We start from the raw sequence: 15,913 nt of genomic DNA, 5'->3' as shown, positions 1-15,913 counted from the left end.
GGTTGACAGGTTTAAGCTACCAAATTTATAGCGACTTACGCATACAGGACATGCGCAAAAGACCTTTTTAATACTTAAAACGGTTCGTCTTTCAGCCTCAACCAGCCCATTCAGCCAGGCGTAACCGTTCCCGCCGCGCTGCGGCGCTGCTGCAGGAATGCCGGCAGCCCCTCCAGCAGGCGCCGTCCATAAGTCGTGTTCACCAGCCGGCGGTCGTAGCAATAGACAAAAGCCCGGTCGGTTTCCAGTCGAATGGCGCGCCCGGCCCACTGCGCCAGCCGGATTGCCGTGGCCGGCACCACCAGTTCGCTGAACGGGTCACGGCCCACCGAGCGCAGCCACTCGGCGCGCGCCTCACCCACCGGATCGTCCGGCGGCGCAAACGGCAGCTTGGCGATGAACACTGACTCGCACAATTGCCCCGGCAAATCCAGGCCTTCGCCAAAAGACTGCATGCCGAAAATGACCGATGCCGCGCCGGCCTCGACGCGCGCACGATGGCGGCTGAGCAGCAGCGCGCGCGGCAGTTCGCCCTGCACCAGCACCGTGTCCTTGAGCACGCCCGACAGCGCTGCTACGGCAACGCGCATCTGCTCGCGCGAGGTGAACAGGCACAGCGCGCCGTGCGAAACCAGCGCCAGATCGCCCAGCAGCGACTGGACCATTTCAGCGGTGAAGGCTTCGGCCTGCCGGGGGTCGGCCACGGTTTCGACCGTGACGAAACGCCCCTGGCTGGCGTAATCGAATGGGCTGGCAACTTCCAGCACACTGGCCGCAGGGTCCTGGTCCAGACCGGATTCGCGCAGGTAAAAGTCGAATTTTCCGCAACTGGTCAGCGTGGCCGAGGTGACCACCGCCGCACGCACCCGCGACCAGAAATGCTGGCGCAGCGTGCTGCCCGGCAGGATCGGGCTGGCATGCGCCTTGATAACCACCAGGCCGCTGTCAAGCCCGCCCTGGCCGGTTTCGAAGGTGAACCATTTGGCCACCGGCACGCTGTCTTGATCGTTCACGGCCGCTTTTAGCAGCAACTCAGTTGTCGCCTGGACTTTTTCCAGCCGGGGCGAGAGCATGCCCAGCTGCGCATACAGGATGGACAGCCGACGCGCTTCGTCGGGCTGGTCGCGCATTGCCGTGCGCAAGGCCTTGGCAATGGTGCTCAGGATGGCCAAAAAGCTTTCGGCCAACACATGGAGCAGCCGCAGCGGCTCGTCCAGCGCTTCGGGCAACACGCCGCGCGGCAGGCGAAAGCGCACCGGCCCCTGCTGGTTTCGCGCTTCCTTGAAAGCCTGGCCATGCAGGTCCATCAGCAGGCGGCTCAGGTCAACCATGCCTTGGCGCAGTTGGGCAGCAAGGCGCGGCACGTCGGCGGATTCAGACACCGTCATCAGCCCGCCGATACGGCGCGCGCGGTTGGCCAGCGTTTCAATCCACAAGGTGCGGCTCAGGTCCATGGAAGCGGCGAAGTGGTCCAGCGCCACGGCCGGCAGGTGATGCCCTTCGTCGAGCACCAGCAGGCAGTTGTCCAGTTCCGGCAGCATGCGCGAACCGAGCGAGGACATCAGCAGGTCGTGGTTCACCACGATCACCTGGGCGCCGACCAGTTCCTTGCGCTTTTCGTAATAGGTGCACTGGTTGAAGACCGGGCAATGCTTGCCGGTGCATGAACTGGCCTCGGCCGCCACCGGCGACCACAACTCGGATTCGGGCGGCTGCTGCAGGTTGTCGCGGTCGCCGTCCCAGGCGCCGCTGCCCAGATCGCGCACCAGTGCGGAATAGAACACCGCGCGCGCTTGCATCACATGCAGCGGTGCGGCGGCGGCCAGTTCGTCGGCAAACAGGTCGTCATCCGCTTCTGCCGCGCTGTCTGCATCGCCTGCATGGCGCGAGAGCTTGAGCTTGCAGACGTAGCGCCCGCGCCCCTTGGCCAGGCCGAAGCGAAAGTCCTGCGGCAAGATGGCCGCCAGCGCCGGCAAGTCCTTGTTGACCAGCTGCTCCTGCAAGGCCACGGTGGCGGTTGAAATCATCACCCGGGTGTTGCGCGCCAGGGCGGCGGCAATGGCCGGCGCGCAATAGGCCAGTGACTTGCCCACGCCGGTGCCTGCCTGGACCACGGCAATTGCGCGAATGGGTTCGTCACCATCGTCATCGGTTTTGCCCAGGGTAGCCATGCTGAAAGTCTGGGCGACTTTTTCGGCCATCAGCCGCTGGCCGGGGCGGTCGCGAAAGGCGCCAGAGGCGTCCACGGCGTGGTCAAAGGCAGCAAGCGCCAGCCGGGCAATGTCGTCAGGGGGCATGGAAAAAGAGGTTGAAAGCAGCGAAAACTGCTTGAGGGACGAGTTTACCCCGCCTGTTTTTTCAGCCCGCCTCGGGGCTGCTGGCTTGGTTCAAAGCAGCGGCACGGCCTGCGCCGGATCGGTGACCGTGCTGAAGGTCAGCCCGGCCAGTGCTGCCGTTTTCGAAACCGGTTGTGAGCCAGGCGCTGACCTCGCTTTCAGCCTTGGCAACCAACTGTTCGCGGCTGAGAATGTCGTCCCTTTTTTCGGGTCCATGCGTTTTTGCGGTAAATTGAGCATTGTTTCAGCCCTTGGCGCTTATCGTTCATGCATAAGCAGCTACTATTTTTATAGCATATGACATCTATATCCACTGCCGCTTTCCAGCCCCTTCACGGTGTCCGCATCCTGAGCCTGGCGCTCAACCTGCCCGGCCCAGCCGCGCTGATGCGCCTGCGCCAGATGGGCGCCACCTGCCTCAAGTTTGAGCCGCCCGGCGGCGACCCGATGCGCCACTACAACCAGGCGGCCTACGAGGAGCTGCATGAGGGCATCGCAGTGCGCAAGGCGGATTTGAAAACTGCCGAAGGCCAGGAATGTCTGCACCGCGAACTGGTTCATAGCGATGTGCTGCTGACCTCATTTCGCCCTTCGGCTTTCAATAAGTTGGGTATTGCCTGGGAAACGCTGCATGCGCGCTATCCGGCACTGTCGCAAATCGCCATCGTCGGCAGCCCCGGTGAACGCGCTGAAGAACCCGGCCACGACCTGACCTATCTGGCCGAAAACGGACTGGTGCCCGGCCTGGAACTGCCCGCCACGCTGTATGCAGACATGGGCGGTTCACTGATGGCCAGCGAAGCGGTATTGCAAGCCCTGATGCACCAGCGTCATCAGGGCGAAGGCGTTTACCTCGAAATCGCCTTGTCCGGCGCGGCCGGCTACCTCGCCCTGCCCCGCGCCTGGGGCTTGAGCCAGCCGGGGGCGACCATTGGTGGCGGCCATGCCGGTTACCGCATTTATCCGTGCCGGGACGGGCGTGTGGCACTGGCTGCGCTGGAGCCGCACTTCGCCCTGAGGCTTTGCGCGGCGGCAGGGATTGCAGCGGCCAGCCAGCAGGCAATGTTCGAGCCGGCCACGCACAAGGCGGTCGCCGCTTTTTTGCTGATGCGAACGCGCGGGGAACTGGATGCACTGGCTGCGGAAAAAGACATTCCGCTGCACACCATGGCTTGAGCCCCGCCATTGATCAGGCGGCAGGTCGTAACTACCTGCATCAGCAGTGCATGGCGCTTGGGCCATGCAAAAACCAGCCTTCAGCTTTTGAAAACTTTATTGCTAACGATCACTTCCTCAACGGTTTTGGCAATGGCGGCCGAGCTGGCCGGCTTGGCAAGGTGGGCGTTGAAGCCTGCCAGTGTGGCGGCCTGCATGTCGCGAAGCTGCCCGAAACCCGTCAGCGCAATCAGCGGAATTGACAGCGTCAAGGGATCAGCCCGCAGCCGCCGGGCAACTTCATAGCCATCCATGTCGGGCAAGCCAATGTCGATGATCACCGCATCAGGCTGCATGGCCAGCACGGCAGGCAGCGCACTGGCGCCATCCTCCACTTCAGTCACCTCGTAATCGAGCAGGCGCAGCAGTTCGGCCATCATGGTTCTGGCATCGGCATTGTCTTCGACATAAACCAGCTTGCGCTGCCGGGGCGCGTTTGCAGCCAGGCAACTGGTTTCTGGAATCTGCGCGGCTGCAGTGGCGACTGCGGCAATGGCGGGAACCCAGAATGAAAAAGTGCTGCCTTTGCCGGTTCCCTCGCTGGCCGCTTCAATGTCGCCGCCGTGCAGGCGCACCAATTGCCTGACCAGCGCCAGGCCAATGCCAAGCCCGCTCTGCAGTCGGTTGGCAGGGGCTGGCCCCTGAACGAAAGGTTCAAACACGCGAGCAAGCAATTCGTGCGCCATGCCGGCCCCCGCATCCTGAACCGTCACGACCGTCCTGTCGGCAACCTCGCTAACCGTGACCCTGACTTCACTGCCAGGCTCGGAAAACTTCAGCGCATTGGTCAGCAAATTGTTCAGTATCTGGTCCATTCGCACGGCGTCACCGCGGAACCATGCACAACTGGCATGTACGGTAATTGAATACCCCTTTGCCAGTTCAGTGGGGCGAAGTGCTTCGACGCATTGGTTCACGCAATCGGCCATGTCCAGCGGCTCTTTTCCCAGCGCAATTTTTCCAGCCATCAACCGGCTGACGTCCAGCAGGTCGTTAACGATATGGTGAAGGTGTTGATTCTGGCGGTTGATGATCGCGATGCAGCGCTCAGCGCCAGGCGTGTCCAGACCGGTTCGCGCCAGCAAGGCCGTCGCGCCAGCGATGGCAGCCAGAGGATTTCGGAGCTCATGCCCCAGCATGGCCAGAAATGCGTCCTTGGTTTCGTTCTGTGCCTGGGCAGCTTCCCGCGCCATGGTTTCATTGCGCAAAAGGCGCTCCCTGTCGGCTTCAGCAGTCCGGCGGAACTTGCGTTCGGCCTCCAGCAAAGCGCCTGCACCGACCAGTTCGTGGTTCAAGGCATCGATTTCTTCGATACCCGTTCGTTCAACGTCAGGCTGCTGGCCGCGCCCGAGCGCCATGGCTGTTCGGCTGGCGCCTTTAATTGCCCTGATAAAACGACGGCCAAACACCGCGACGGCCAGGGCAGCCACGGCAAAGGCCGCCAGCATCCCGGCCACCGCCAGCCAGACGGCGCGATTGGCAGTTCCGTTAATAGAGTTGACTGGTGCAGAAACACCAATAGTCCACCCCGTCAGCTCAGAATGGGTATAGGCTTTGTAGGAGTCAACGCCTTCCATGGACGAGTAACGCACAATGCCCTCTTTGGAAGCCTGGCTAACGGCAACGATGCCAGGGATGCCCGGTTTGCCAACCAACTCGTCTGCTCTGAAGCTGCGAGCAATGAACAGTCCATTGCAGTCTACTACGCCCGTAATCCAATCGGAATTCAGGTTGGCCTGCAAAGCCTGTTTTTTCCAGTAATCAACGGAAAACACTTGGGCAACGACGAACGACCTGCCGCCCGCTGCGGCGGCGGGAAAGTTGACGGCGGTGATCATCTTGCCGGTAACAGTGCCGAGTTCCACATCGGTAGTCAATGGTTTTTGGCTTGAAAGAACGTTTTTGACCATATCCGCCCTGATTGGAAATAGCGGCAATACGGTATCGAAAGGAACGGCAGTGTTCACAAGCTCTACGCCTTTGTCGTCGAACAGCACGATCCACGAATCACCTTGCTGGTAAAACGCTGCAGCCTGCTGGTAAAACGCCTTGAAGTTCCGACTTTCAAGATTTGCTGAGTTGCCTAATACCTTTAGCGCCGACAGTGAGCCTTGTATCTCGCGGTCAACGATAAGGGCCGTGGAATGCGCCGTTTCGCTCAACCCGCGTAATTCCGCCTGTTGTCCGGCGTCCCTGATCTTTTTGAGTGCCATACCGGACACCGCAATGACGGGAATCAGTATGGCCGCAGCCATGAGCAGCAGCTGGGAACGGATTTTCATGGGTGATTTTTCAAGGTTTCGAATTTTCGAATCAAGCTGTTCAGTCCTGAAAGACGGACTGCTTTAAGCAGACGACTGACCGGCAATCACCTTGGAAAAAACCCGCACCAGCGCTTCAGACGTGTAAGGTTTTTGAATCAGCTCAAAGCCGTGTCGTCCCTTTTCGGCCATGGCAGCGCTGTAGCCGCTGGTCAGCACGACCGGCAGGCCAGGGTAGCGTTGACGCACCAGAAGCCCAAGCTCGATGCCGCCCATTCCCGGCATGATCACGTCGGAAAACATCAGGTCAAAGCGGCCTGCATCCTTGGCCAACAGGGCCAATGCAGCCTCTGCGCTGGCCGCCCAGGTTGTGCGGTAATCCAGATCATCCAGAATTTCGCACGTCATTTGTGCCAGGGTTTGGTTGTCCTCGACGATGAGCACGCTGGTGCGATGGCCCTGAACATCCGGTTTTGTCAGCTCCGTTGCATTTTGTAGCGAGAGCAAGGGCATGGCACGCGCCAGGTACAGGGTAAAAACAGAGCCCTTGCCGGGTACGCTGCGCACCTCGACTTCTCCGCCCGATTGTTTGGTGAAACCAAACACCTGGCTCAAGCCCAGGCCCGTGCCTTTGCCGACTTCCTTGGTGGTGTAGAAAGGCTCGAAGATGGCCTGCAGCTTGTCATGCGCAATCCCGCAGCCCGTGTCAGCCATAGAAATGGCAATGAATTCACCCACGCGGCGGTCATGACCCGGGCCAGCCGGAATGCTGTCCACGGCATGCACTTTGAGGGTAAGAAGGCCTTTTGCGTTCATGGCGTCGCGTGCGTTGATGGAAAGGTTCACCAGCGCGGTTTCAAACTGGCTGATATCTGCCATGGCAAAGCAGACACTCCCCCCGGAAGGCTCAAAATCAACCTGTACCTGTGACCCCATCAGGGGACGAACCAGATCAACCACGCTTTTTACCTGCAGGTCGACATCAAACACCTCGGGACTGAGAGGCTGCCGTCGGGCGAAAGCCAGTAACTGGCTGGTAAGTTTGACTGCGCGCGCCACCGTATCGAAAATCATGTCCAGATACAGGCTATGCCGCTCGACAGGTATTTTGTCGCTGCGCAACAACTCGACCGAGGAGCTGATGACAGCCAACAGATTGTTGAAATCATGCGCCACACCACCGGTAAGCTGGCCCAGCGCTTCGAGTTTTTGTGACTGCCGCAGCGCGGTTTCCGTGCGCAGCAGTTCGGTCGTGCGCTGCTCAAGCGCCTGGTTCATTTCGCGCAGGTCAAGCTCTGTCTGCAGTCGCTGCAGCGATGTCCAGGTCCGCTGGGCAATTTCCTCGACCAGTGCTTTTTCGGAAAGCGTCCAGTTGCGCGGCTCAGGATTAAGCACAAACAGGATCGCGGCAAGATGTCCATTCCTGATCAACGGGGTATTGATGATGGCCCTCGCACCGGCAGATTCAAAAGCTGCTGCATAAGCCGCGCCGACAATCGGGTCGGTCAATGCATCGCTCACTGCAACGGTTCGACCTTCTCGCACCTCTGCCATCATCGCGGGACCGTAAATGTCAAGTCGATGGGTTCCTACTATGCTGTGGCAATTCGCAGCGGTCCAGTCCTGGTGAACCTGCATCCACTTGCCCTCGGCATCAACCTGCGCATAGCCGACGCAACCCGCTTGCAGGTGCTGGCCCAGCTTTTCTGCGGCAGTCGCCATCAAGGCTTCGGGCGTGCTGGCATCGCGCAGGGCATCTCTGAGTTCGATCCGGAACGACTGCCGTTTTTGCTCGAACGCCGCCTGCTGTGACAGCAGCATCTGTTCGGTTTTCTCGGTGGTGATGCAATACATGCCAGCGACTGCCCCACTGGCGTCGCGCAAGGGCATATAAGAAAACGACCACCAGGTGGCTTCTTCAAAGCCGTTGCGGGTCAGGGTGAGCGGCAGGTTTTCGTAAAGCGAGCCTTCTCCGTCGAGTGCCTTGCGCACGATCGGCTCAAGATCAGGCCAGGCATCGGACCACAACTCGGCAAATGGCCTTCCCATCGCACCCTCGAGGCGCTTCCCGAGCATGGGACGATAGGCGTCATTGAAAAACGAGAAAAGCTCCGGTCCCCACGCCAGGAATATAGGCTGCGGGCAACTCAGCAGTGATGCCAGCACAACCTTCAAAGCGGGTGGCCATCCCTCAACACCGCCAAGAGAGGTCTTATGCCAGTCACTGGCGCTGATGAGCGCGCCCATTTCACCACCGTTGGCCAGAAAACCTGGCATGGCCGGCGCGGGCACATCATCGGTCAGGTTTGGATTCATGTTTTTACAGTAGGCGCCGGACAGGTTTCAGGATGGACGATTATTGCCATGCAACCTTACGCCTATTTCGCAGCGCTGCCTGTCAGCCAGCCAGCCATGACAGCAAAAAAGACGCTATTGTTTTTGTAGCTACCCGGGCATGCTTTGCATGCCCAGAGCCTTGAAACACCTGAAATTTCTTTTGCTCTTTCAGCAGCTGCCTAGCGCAGCTTGCGCACCAGTTTGCCGGACACCTTGCCCGAGCCGTTGTCCCGTGGCGGCAGGCCGGTGTGCTGCGTGAGCATGCGGCCCTTGACAGGCGCGGCCGGGGCCACGGAAGCCGTCGAATTTTTCCGCCGCGCGCTGGTGTAGGTGCCGTCGGTCATCGGCTGAAAGGTCGGAATCAAATGGTGCTTGCCGTTGCCGATCAGGTCGGCGCGGCCCATCGTTTTCAACGCTTCGCGCAGCAACGGCCAGTTGTTGGCATCGTGGTAGCGCAAGAATGCCTTGTGCAGGCGGCGGCGCTTGTCACCGCGAACAATGTCCACGGTTTCGCTGTCACGGGTGATTTTGCGAAGCGGATTCTTGTTGCTGTGGTACATCGCCGTGGCCGTTGCCATCGGGCTGGGGTAGAAGGTCTGCACCTGGTCGGCCCGGAAACTGTTCTTCTTCAGCCAGATTGCCAGGTTCATCATGTCTTCGTCGCTGGTGCCGGGGTGGGCGGCAATGAAGTAGGGAATCAAAAACTGCTTCTTGCCGGCTTCCAGGCTGAACTTCTCGAACAGCTGCTTGAACTTGTCATAGCTGCCGATGCCGGGCTTCATCATCTTGGTCAGCGGCCCCTGCTCGGTGTGCTCAGGTGCAATTTTCAGGTAGCCACCGACATGGTGCGTGACCAGTTCCTTGACGTACTCGGGGCTTTTCACCGCCAGGTCGTAACGCAAACCCGAGCTGACCAGGATTTTCTTGACACCCCTGAGCGCACGGCCGCGCTTGTAGATCTTGATCAGCGGGCCATGGTCGGTGGTCAGGTTCTGGCAGATACCAGGGTAAACGCAGCTTGGCTTGCGGCAAGCGGCTTCAATTTCCGGGCTCTTGCAGCCCAGGCGGTACATGTTGGCCGTCGGGCCGCCCAGGTCGGAAATGGTGCCGGTGAAGCCTTCGACCTTGTCGCGGATGTCCTCTATCTCGCGGATCACCGATTCCTCGGAACGGCTCTGAATAATGCGGCCTTCGTGCTCGGTGATCGAGCAAAAGGTGCAGCCGCCAAAGCAGCCACGCATGATGTTGATCGAAAAGCGGATCATTTCCCAGGCCGGTATCTTGGTCACGCCGTCGTGGCTGCCGTTGTCGTCGGCGTAGCTCGGGTGCGGGGAGCGTGCATACGGCAGGTCGAACACGTAGTCCATCTCGGCGGTGGTCAGCGGGATGGGCGGCGGCGTGATCCAGACATCGCGCGCGGTCGTGCCTTCGCCATGCGCCTGCACCAAGGCTCTGGCGTTGCCGGGGTTGGTTTCCAGGTGCAGCACGCGGTTGGCGTGGGCATACAGCACCGGGTCGGCCTTGATCTGCTCGTAGCTGGGCAGTCGAATTACGGTACGGTCGCGCGGCGGCACCTTGACATTGCCTTTGCCGTAGAGCGCAGGATTCGGAAAGAAGGTCAGTGGCTTGATCGCCGGGTTGGCCTCTGTCTTTAAGCTTAATTGACCTGTAGCGCTTGCTGGCATTGCACCAGCAGCTACGTTTTCAGCAGCAGCCTTCTCGCCGTCTTCCTTGGCGCAGGTGCTGCCTTGCTCGGCCGCCTGTTCGCTGGTGGTCATGTAAGGGTTGATGTGCGACTCGACGCGGCCCGGCTCATCGACCTGCGTCGAGTCAATCTCGAACCAGCCCCGGCCGGTTTCGTCGTCCTGTCGGCGCACGAAGGCCGTGCCGCGCACATCGGTGATGCTGTGCACCGGTTCGCGTGCGGCCAGGCGGTGGGCAATCTCGACCAGCGCGCGCTCGGCGTTGCCATAGAGCAGCAAATCGCTTTTTGCATCGACGACGATGGAGCGGCGCACCTTGTCGGACCAGTAGTCGTAATGCGCGATGCGTCGCAGGCTGCCTTCGATGCCGCCCAGAATGATGGGTACGTCTTTGTAGGCTTCACGGCAGCGCTGGCTGTAGACGATGGCAGCGCGGTCGGGCCGCTTGCCGCCGATGTCGCCGGGCGTGTAGGCGTCGTCGCTGCGAATCTTGCGGTCCGCCGTGTAGCGGTTGATCATCGAGTCCATGTTCCCGGCGGTCACGCCCCAGAACAGGTTGGGTTTGCCCATCACCTTGAAGGGCTCGGCGCTTTGCCAGTCGGGCTGGGCAATGATGCCGACACGAAAGCCCTGGGCTTCCAGCACCCGGCCAATCACCGCCATGCCGAAGCTGGGGTGGTCAACGTATGCGTCGCCAGTGACGAGGATGATGTCGCAGCTGTCCCAGCCCAGCGCATCCATCTCGGCGCGGGTCGTCGGCAGGAATTTGGCGGTGCCGAAACGGGCAGCCCAGTATTTGCGGTAACTGGTGATGGGCTTGGCGGCGCGGTTGAAAAACGAGACGTCGATGGGGGCGTTCATGGCGGGCGATTCATGGTTGAAATCGCGCGGACGGCCAAATGACAACGTCTGCGATTTTTACTTAACCCATGATTTTAAGGTTTTATCGACGACAGGGGAACCCGGCGTTGATATACGCCTTGGAAATGAAAGTCCATGCCCTGCGGACGACGAAAAATGCAGTCGGCGATGGTGCGCTGAATGCTGTGGATGGCAGCCGTCCATGCCTTGACCACGGTCTTGACACAATGCTGCAAAGAGAGCGCAGCTATCGAATCAGAAACTTTCTGCCGGGGCGCGTCAAACATCACACCGCGCTTTACCTGTCGAGCTGATCCATCAGCAACGTGCTGACCGCTTCAAGGAAGGCGATTTCGCTGTCGGCAATCTCCATGGGCTGGGCGTCGAAATGGCAAAACGTGCCGTAGATCGTCCCAGCTTTGCGAGACAACGGAAGGCCGAAATAGGAATTCAGGATACCCTGGTAAGGATGGCCAAGCAGCCGCATGTCGTCAGCAGAATTGGCCGTATTGAAACCGTTGTCGCGCATCACGAACTGGCAAAAACTGTCGCCTAACGGCAATTCTGACAGGCTGGTGGGGTTTTCGCCATCACGGTCGAACAACAAGATATTGCGCATCATCTGCCCGTCAAGCCGGTAGATGGCGGTGTAGCGAAACGTGGTGCGGGCATTGAGGTACCGAAGTGCACCAAGCAAGCCGCCGTTTTCAAACGCCAGATAAAACTGCGCCAGTTGCTGCTCATGTTTCTGTTGATGGTCATGCGATGCCATGGCGGGTCTCTTTGGTACTGGTCAAAACGTCTGGCCTGTCGGCCAAACCCGGTACGCACGGATTAATTTCAACGCACACAACATGGGCTGTCGGCAAAGGCCACGCCAAAAATCTTATGCTGCTGAAAAGGGTGAAAGCCGATGAACTATTTTCATCGGCTTTATATAACGTGAAGCACTGAACCTGCCTGCCTTGTCGGCAACGGCCATAAGTGCTTTCCATATACACGTTTGCGGTCAACCCCAACGGTCAAACACTGCGGGCGCTGGTACAGCCCGCTCCCATACTGCTGTGCATCCTGCTCCATAGCTGGCAAGGATGCATTCGCAAACCCTGGGTTTTGACTGGTTCTAAGCACAAAAAGCCTACTTCACCCAGTAACTGAATGGTCTCAGCCATGCAAGCAATGGCCAAGACAAAGTTTGCAAATCAGTTTTTCACCATCATCTGGCCGCGGATTTCGCCACCGGGGTGCATGGCGGTGTGAATATTGGCATACCAGCGGCCGGCAACCAACTCGGCTGACTGCGCAGGGGTCAGTGTGGCACTGCCTTCCATCGAACTGGTGACAGGATTTGGCCATGGCAACGCCACGCCGGCATTCGCGCCGACAGCAGCAGGGCCATGGAAATGTGCCATGGAGGCAGGACCACTCAAGCCGGTGTAGCTAACTTTCCAGCGCAGCAAATTGGTTTCCTTGTTCAGCACGGCATCGACGGTTCCAGTGGCTTGACTGGCATTGGGCGGAACCTCATTGCCGGCTCGCAACTGCGTGCTGAGGGCCACCATGTTGGCACTGGCCATGTCGGTAGATGTTGATTTCATCATGCCGCAACCGCTAATGACGGCAAGGGCTGAAACAGTCAGCGTGGCGAGTGAAAGGCGAAGGGCTTGGCGACGTTGAATCATGGGGTCTCCCGATAAATGAAAATTGATTGCGATCCTGCGAACAATACGCAACGACAGAATAAACCCGATTGTTAATGGAAAGCGTTTTATGGGCCTGCACGGTCTGAATTGGGGCCTTTCTCCTACGCCATCGAACTTGGCGCGCCGACAAATACCCCTGAGGGCGCGGTTCAAAGTGAGACCATGGTGAACCCAGGAGAAAACCATGTCCAACACTTCGCAACCCACTTTGGGCAGCCTTTGCATTGGCATCTTTCTTACCGACGGTTTTGAACAGGCAGAGCTGACCGAGCCACGAGCCGCTCTTGAAAAAGCTGGAGCGATCATCCGCATGCTGTCCGATAAAACGGGCCAGGTCCGTGGCGTCCATCACGACCAACCGGGCGATCTTTTTGATGTGGACGCGACCTTCAAGCAAGCTGGGGCTGATGAATTCGACGCGCTTTTGCTGCCAGGCGGCGAAGTCAACGCCAGTCACATTCGAAACAATCCGGATGCGCAGGCGCTGGTCAGACAGATTGATGCGCAAGGCAAACCGATTGCCGTAATTTGCCATGCGCCGTGGCTGTTGATTTCGGCTGGCTTGGTGCAGGGCCGCAAGATGACCAGTGCGCCGGACGTGAAGCGCGACCTGGAAAAAGCCGGGGCTTATTGGGTCGATGAAAAGGTTGTGGTGGACCGTAACTGGGTCAGCAGCCGCACGCCTGACGACATTCCTGCCTTTAATGCGGCGTTCAAAGACATTTTGGTCAAGCATATACGGGGCACGTCGGATGACATTTCGTCTTCAGCGGCTTAAGGTGGACAGGCCACTTTATTAACGTCCCAAAGCCCAACCAAAGGAAAATTCATGGCAACACGTGCGGTGTGGAAAGGCGCCATCAGCTTCGGGCTGGTGCATGTCCCGGTGGCCCTGCATTCGGCCACGGTCAATACCGGGCTCGATTTTGACTGGCTGGACAAGCGCACCCTGGATCCTGTGGGCTACCGGCGCATCAACAAGGTCACAGGTCAGGAAATTGAGGCCGAAAACATCATCAAGGGCATCGAATACAAAAAAGGCTGCTATGTGGTGCTGACCGACGAGGAGATCCGTGAGGCCTACCCCAAGATGACGCAGACCATTGCCATTGACAGCTTTGTGCCCAATACACAGATTCCTTTCGTTTACCTGGAAAAGCCCTACTACCTGGAGCCGATTAACAAAGGCGAGAAGGTTTATGCGCTGCTGCGCGACGCCTTGCTGCAGACCCGGCAGGTAGGTGTGGCCCGGCTCGTGCTGCAAAACAAACAGCATCTGGCCGTGCTTGTGCCGTCGGGCCAGGGCCTGGTGCTGAATCTGCTGCGCTGGGGTGATGAAATCCGCTCTTGGGAAGACCTTGATCTGCCACCCAAAGGACCGAAGGCAGCGGGCGTCAGTGACAAAGAACTGGCGATGGCCGTGGCGCTGATTGAGGACATGCGCGGCAAGTGGGACCCGCACCAGTTCAGCGATTCTTTCAAGGACGAAATCCTGGCGCTGGTTGCACGCAAGGTTGCAGCCGGACAGCTGCAATCCATTGCACAATTTGAAGAGGATGCCGAAGAAACGACTCCTTTTGGCGCGCAAATCCTGAACCTCAGTGACTTGCTGCAGCGCAGCCTGCACAAAAGCGAGGTATCCGACACGCCTGGGAATGGCAACAGTGCAAAAGGCAAGGTCAGGGCAAGCGCCTTGTCAGCCAAGAAAAAAGCACCGGTGCCTGACGAAATCAAGTACGCAACCTCCGGTTTGACAGGCAGTCGCAAGACTGGATAGACGCGTCAAGCGCTTTAAAAAGTGGTAAAAATGCCTTTGCCCTAGCCTGCCAAAATTTCAAAAACAAAGATGAATTTTCACCTTTGGATCCGAACACCAATCGAGCGCTGCCAGGACCATCCAATTCGACTGTAGGCCTTGGCCGCAACATCAGTTCGGTTTCTGTCAGGCCGACAAATGACCGCCTATGATTTGGAGATGCCGAAGAACTGTCTTGGAGAATCTGATGAAAAAACGTCTTTTTTTAGTGCCACCACTGGCTTGCGCAGCCCTGTTGCTTTCAGGCTGTCCTGACGCCAAACTGCCAACGCCTACTCCGATGGTGCCCACGCCCAAGGCACAACTCACGCCTGACCATGGCCAGTCAGCAGCCATAGCGGGACAACAACCATCAGCTTCCATGCTAATCAAAGCTGGTAATTCATGAAACAGTGCATTGCTTGGGCGTTTGCTGTAGCCAGCCTTGGAATAAGTGGTTGCACCCTGCCTGGAGTAACTGCAGAGCCTGCGCCCCGCATGATGACTCTGGACGGCAAATCCTTTCGCGTCCGGCAGATTACCGAAAGCACTTGGACCGCCAGCGCCGCCGGAAACGAAAAAATCCTTGCACAAACGCCCAGCGCCCAGACATCCCTTCGTCAAGCGATCGAGATGGTTTCAGGTTGTCGCGTGACCGACAGTGACTACTCCCGGCAGGGAACACAATTTGATGCCCAGGTCAGTTGCGCCAGAAGTTTGGACAACTGAACACGCAAACTGGAAAAAAGGCCTCAACCGGATAGCCAGTTGAGGCCTTTGGCTTGCCGCATCGCAAAATGTCGGCAGGCAAGCAGGAATTCACGAAATAGTTCAGTGACGCGCCTTGTGTGAATCGCGCAGGGCCTTGATCTCGTCATGATTTTTTTGAGCGCCCTGAGCCTGCTTTTCAACAACATTACGGATGGCCGGTGGCAAGTCCTGCTTGAGCGCCTTGCGGTAACTGGCCACGGCAGAATCCTCGCCCCGCTCGCATTCGTCCAGCATGGCTTGGTCGCTGTGACCGCTCAACACGCCACGCACCGAAACCCATCCACGGTGCAACGCTCCTGACATGGAACCACCTTCATCCGGCTCGCCCCCAAGCTGACGAATCAGCGCTTGCAGTTCTTGGCCAGCGCCCTGGCACTCGCTGGCATGGCGTGTCAACAGAGTTTTGAGGTCAGGCGATTCGGTATGTTCGGCGGAAGTGGTGAATCCATATTCACCGTCGCGGCACGATTCAAGAAGGTCGTTCAACGTGCTGATCACATCGTCGTTGGTAGCTGGCATGGGGTTGGCTCCATCAAGTCAAGGTTGAAAAAATCTGCCGAATTGCGACATAACTGAACACCATCGAAATCAAGCGTTTCAACACCGCAGGCTATCGATGCGTTCGCTGAATACCTGAAAGGTCAGGCCTCTGGGCAGCGTTTTTCGGTTCAGCATCAATACTCTCCCGGATGAAACCCAACACCGGTCAGGCAAGCACAAACAGCGATGTAGGAAAAAACCGTTCCGCCATTGCAGACAACACCCAACCCCAGGCGGCGCGTGTGCCGGTCCAACCAGAATTTTTGACGCCAAATAAACGCTTTGAGCGCGTCCTGTAATCACCAACAGCTATCAAACACGTAGCAGTAGGACTCAGCTCTCCAGTTCCGGAAAATGCCGTCTTCGCTGAACGCAATGCGCCTGTCACTCT

13 protein-coding genes and 1 pseudogene are annotated in these 15,913 nt (G+C 58.6%); 6 read left to right on the top strand and 8 right to left on the bottom strand.

All coding sequences use genetic code 11. The annotated features are described in order from the left end of the window. Window positions 1-110 precede the first annotated feature (110 nt). Complete coding sequence (dinG, locus tag H4V98_RS11815; protein WP_196864210.1) at window positions 111-2,297, bottom strand: ATP-dependent DNA helicase DinG; 2,187 nt, start codon at window positions 2,295-2,297, stop codon at window positions 111-113. Between dinG and H4V98_RS11810 the strand changes: the two genes are divergently transcribed. Together H4V98_RS11810 and H4V98_RS11805 are read left to right on the top strand one after the other, a co-directional pair. Continuing rightward, window positions 2,296-2,637 (top strand): hypothetical protein, encoded by a 342-nt coding sequence (locus H4V98_RS11810; RefSeq protein WP_196864209.1) that lies wholly within the window; start codon window positions 2,296-2,298, stop codon window positions 2,635-2,637. The two genes, dinG and H4V98_RS11810, sit on opposite strands and share 2 nt — an antisense overlap. Continuing rightward, window positions 2,634-3,512 carry a CoA transferase gene (locus H4V98_RS11805; protein ID WP_196864208.1) on the top strand — a complete coding sequence of 293 codons (879 nt, stop codon included), beginning with the start codon at window positions 2,634-2,636 and terminating at the stop codon, window positions 3,510-3,512. The genes H4V98_RS11810 and H4V98_RS11805 overlap by 4 nt, the downstream gene beginning before the upstream one ends. Window positions 3,513-3,592: 80 nt before the next feature. Here H4V98_RS11805 and H4V98_RS11800 read toward each other — a convergent pair whose 3' ends face one another. The 6 genes from H4V98_RS11800 to H4V98_RS11775 all read right to left on the bottom strand — a co-directional run bounded on the left by H4V98_RS11800 (window position 3,593) and on the right by H4V98_RS11775 (window position 12,395). Further along, window positions 3,593-5,833 (bottom strand): ATP-binding protein, encoded by a 2,241-nt coding sequence (locus tag H4V98_RS11800; RefSeq protein WP_196864207.1) that lies wholly within the window; start codon window positions 5,831-5,833, stop codon window positions 3,593-3,595. Between the two features lie 63 nt (window positions 5,834-5,896). After that, window positions 5,897-8,128 carry an ATP-binding protein gene (locus tag H4V98_RS11795; protein WP_196864206.1) on the bottom strand — a complete coding sequence of 744 codons (2,232 nt, stop codon included), beginning with the start codon at window positions 8,126-8,128 and terminating at the stop codon, window positions 5,897-5,899. Window positions 8,129-8,328: 200 nt separating this feature from the next. Continuing rightward, complete coding sequence (locus tag H4V98_RS11790) at window positions 8,329-10,713, bottom strand: YgiQ family radical SAM protein (RefSeq protein ID WP_196864205.1); 2,385 nt, start codon at window positions 10,711-10,713, stop codon at window positions 8,329-8,331. Between the two features lie 74 nt (window positions 10,714-10,787). After that, window positions 10,788-11,000, bottom strand: a complete 213-nt coding sequence (locus H4V98_RS11785; RefSeq protein ID WP_196864204.1) for a hypothetical protein — start codon at window positions 10,998-11,000, stop codon at window positions 10,788-10,790. A gap of 11 nt (window positions 11,001-11,011) precedes the next feature. Further along, entirely contained in the window at window positions 11,012-11,485 is a 474-nt protein-coding gene (locus H4V98_RS11780) for a hypothetical protein (protein ID WP_196864203.1), read from the bottom strand. 430 nt (window positions 11,486-11,915) lie between these two features. Next, complete coding sequence (locus H4V98_RS11775; protein ID WP_196864202.1) at window positions 11,916-12,395, bottom strand: CHRD domain-containing protein; 480 nt, start codon at window positions 12,393-12,395, stop codon at window positions 11,916-11,918. Window positions 12,396-12,600: 205 nt separating this feature from the next. Here H4V98_RS11775 and H4V98_RS11770 point away from each other — a divergent pair, with 205 nt between their 5' ends. The 4 genes from H4V98_RS11770 (at window position 12,601) to H4V98_RS11755 (ending at window position 14,940) form a co-directional block, all read left to right on the top strand. Further along, on the top strand, window positions 12,601-13,194 hold the full coding sequence (locus H4V98_RS11770) for a type 1 glutamine amidotransferase domain-containing protein (protein WP_196864201.1): 594 nt from the start codon (window positions 12,601-12,603) through the stop codon (window positions 13,192-13,194). Between the two features lie 51 nt (window positions 13,195-13,245). After that, window positions 13,246-14,193, top strand: coding sequence for a Ku protein (locus H4V98_RS11765; RefSeq protein WP_196864200.1), 948 nt, complete (start codon window positions 13,246-13,248; stop codon window positions 14,191-14,193). Window positions 14,194-14,419: 226 nt separating this feature from the next. Then, the gene (locus tag H4V98_RS11760; RefSeq protein WP_196864199.1) at window positions 14,420-14,620 is read left to right on the top strand and encodes a hypothetical protein; all 201 of its coding nucleotides are present in this window, start codon (window positions 14,420-14,422) and stop codon (window positions 14,618-14,620) included. Continuing rightward, window positions 14,617-14,940, top strand: a complete 324-nt coding sequence (locus H4V98_RS11755) for a hypothetical protein (protein WP_280757517.1) — start codon at window positions 14,617-14,619, stop codon at window positions 14,938-14,940. Before H4V98_RS11760 ends, H4V98_RS11755 begins: the two co-directional genes overlap by 4 nt. A gap of 102 nt (window positions 14,941-15,042) precedes the next feature. Here the strand turns inward: H4V98_RS11755 and H4V98_RS11750 are convergent. After that, window positions 15,043-15,489 (bottom strand): annotated as a pseudogene (locus H4V98_RS11750) (PA2169 family four-helix-bundle protein); the annotation flags it as partial. Between the last annotated feature and the right edge of the window lie 424 nt (window positions 15,490-15,913).

Origin of the sequence: Polaromonas sp. CG_23.6 (assembly GCF_029892315.1) — a bacterium.
Classification (GTDB): Bacteria; Pseudomonadota; Gammaproteobacteria; order Burkholderiales; family Burkholderiaceae_C; genus Polaromonas.
The sequence above is the reverse complement of the archived record's forward strand: the minus strand, read 5'-3'. Positions and strand labels throughout refer to the sequence as shown.

Excerpts from the sequence above, each read along its gene's own strand:
- H4V98_RS11795 (WP_196864206.1), bottom strand. The coding sequence starts at position 8,128 with ATGAATCCAAACCTGACCGATGATGTGCCCGCGCCGGCCATGCCAGGT.
- H4V98_RS11805 (WP_196864208.1), top strand. The coding sequence starts at position 2,634 with ATGACATCTATATCCACTGCCGCTTTCCAGCCCCTTCACGGTGTCCGC.
- H4V98_RS11810 (WP_196864209.1), top strand. The coding sequence starts at position 2,296 with ATGGAAAAAGAGGTTGAAAGCAGCGAAAACTGCTTGAGGGACGAGTTT.
- dinG (WP_196864210.1), bottom strand. The coding sequence starts at position 2,297 with ATGCCCCCTGACGACATTGCCCGGCTGGCGCTTGCTGCCTTTGACCAC.
- H4V98_RS11775 (WP_196864202.1), bottom strand. The coding sequence starts at position 12,395 with ATGATTCAACGTCGCCAAGCCCTTCGCCTTTCACTCGCCACGCTGACT.
- H4V98_RS11755 (WP_280757517.1), top strand. The coding sequence starts at position 14,617 with ATGAAACAGTGCATTGCTTGGGCGTTTGCTGTAGCCAGCCTTGGAATA.
- H4V98_RS11765 (WP_196864200.1), top strand. The coding sequence starts at position 13,246 with ATGGCAACACGTGCGGTGTGGAAAGGCGCCATCAGCTTCGGGCTGGTG.
- H4V98_RS11770 (WP_196864201.1), top strand. The coding sequence starts at position 12,601 with ATGTCCAACACTTCGCAACCCACTTTGGGCAGCCTTTGCATTGGCATC.
- H4V98_RS11780 (WP_196864203.1), bottom strand. The coding sequence starts at position 11,485 with ATGGCATCGCATGACCATCAACAGAAACATGAGCAGCAACTGGCGCAG.
- H4V98_RS11760 (WP_196864199.1), top strand. The coding sequence starts at position 14,420 with ATGAAAAAACGTCTTTTTTTAGTGCCACCACTGGCTTGCGCAGCCCTG.
- H4V98_RS11800 (WP_196864207.1), bottom strand. The coding sequence starts at position 5,833 with ATGAAAATCCGTTCCCAGCTGCTGCTCATGGCTGCGGCCATACTGATT.
- H4V98_RS11790 (WP_196864205.1), bottom strand. The coding sequence starts at position 10,713 with ATGAACGCCCCCATCGACGTCTCGTTTTTCAACCGCGCCGCCAAGCCC.
- H4V98_RS11785 (WP_196864204.1), bottom strand. The coding sequence starts at position 11,000 with ATGTTTGACGCGCCCCGGCAGAAAGTTTCTGATTCGATAGCTGCGCTC.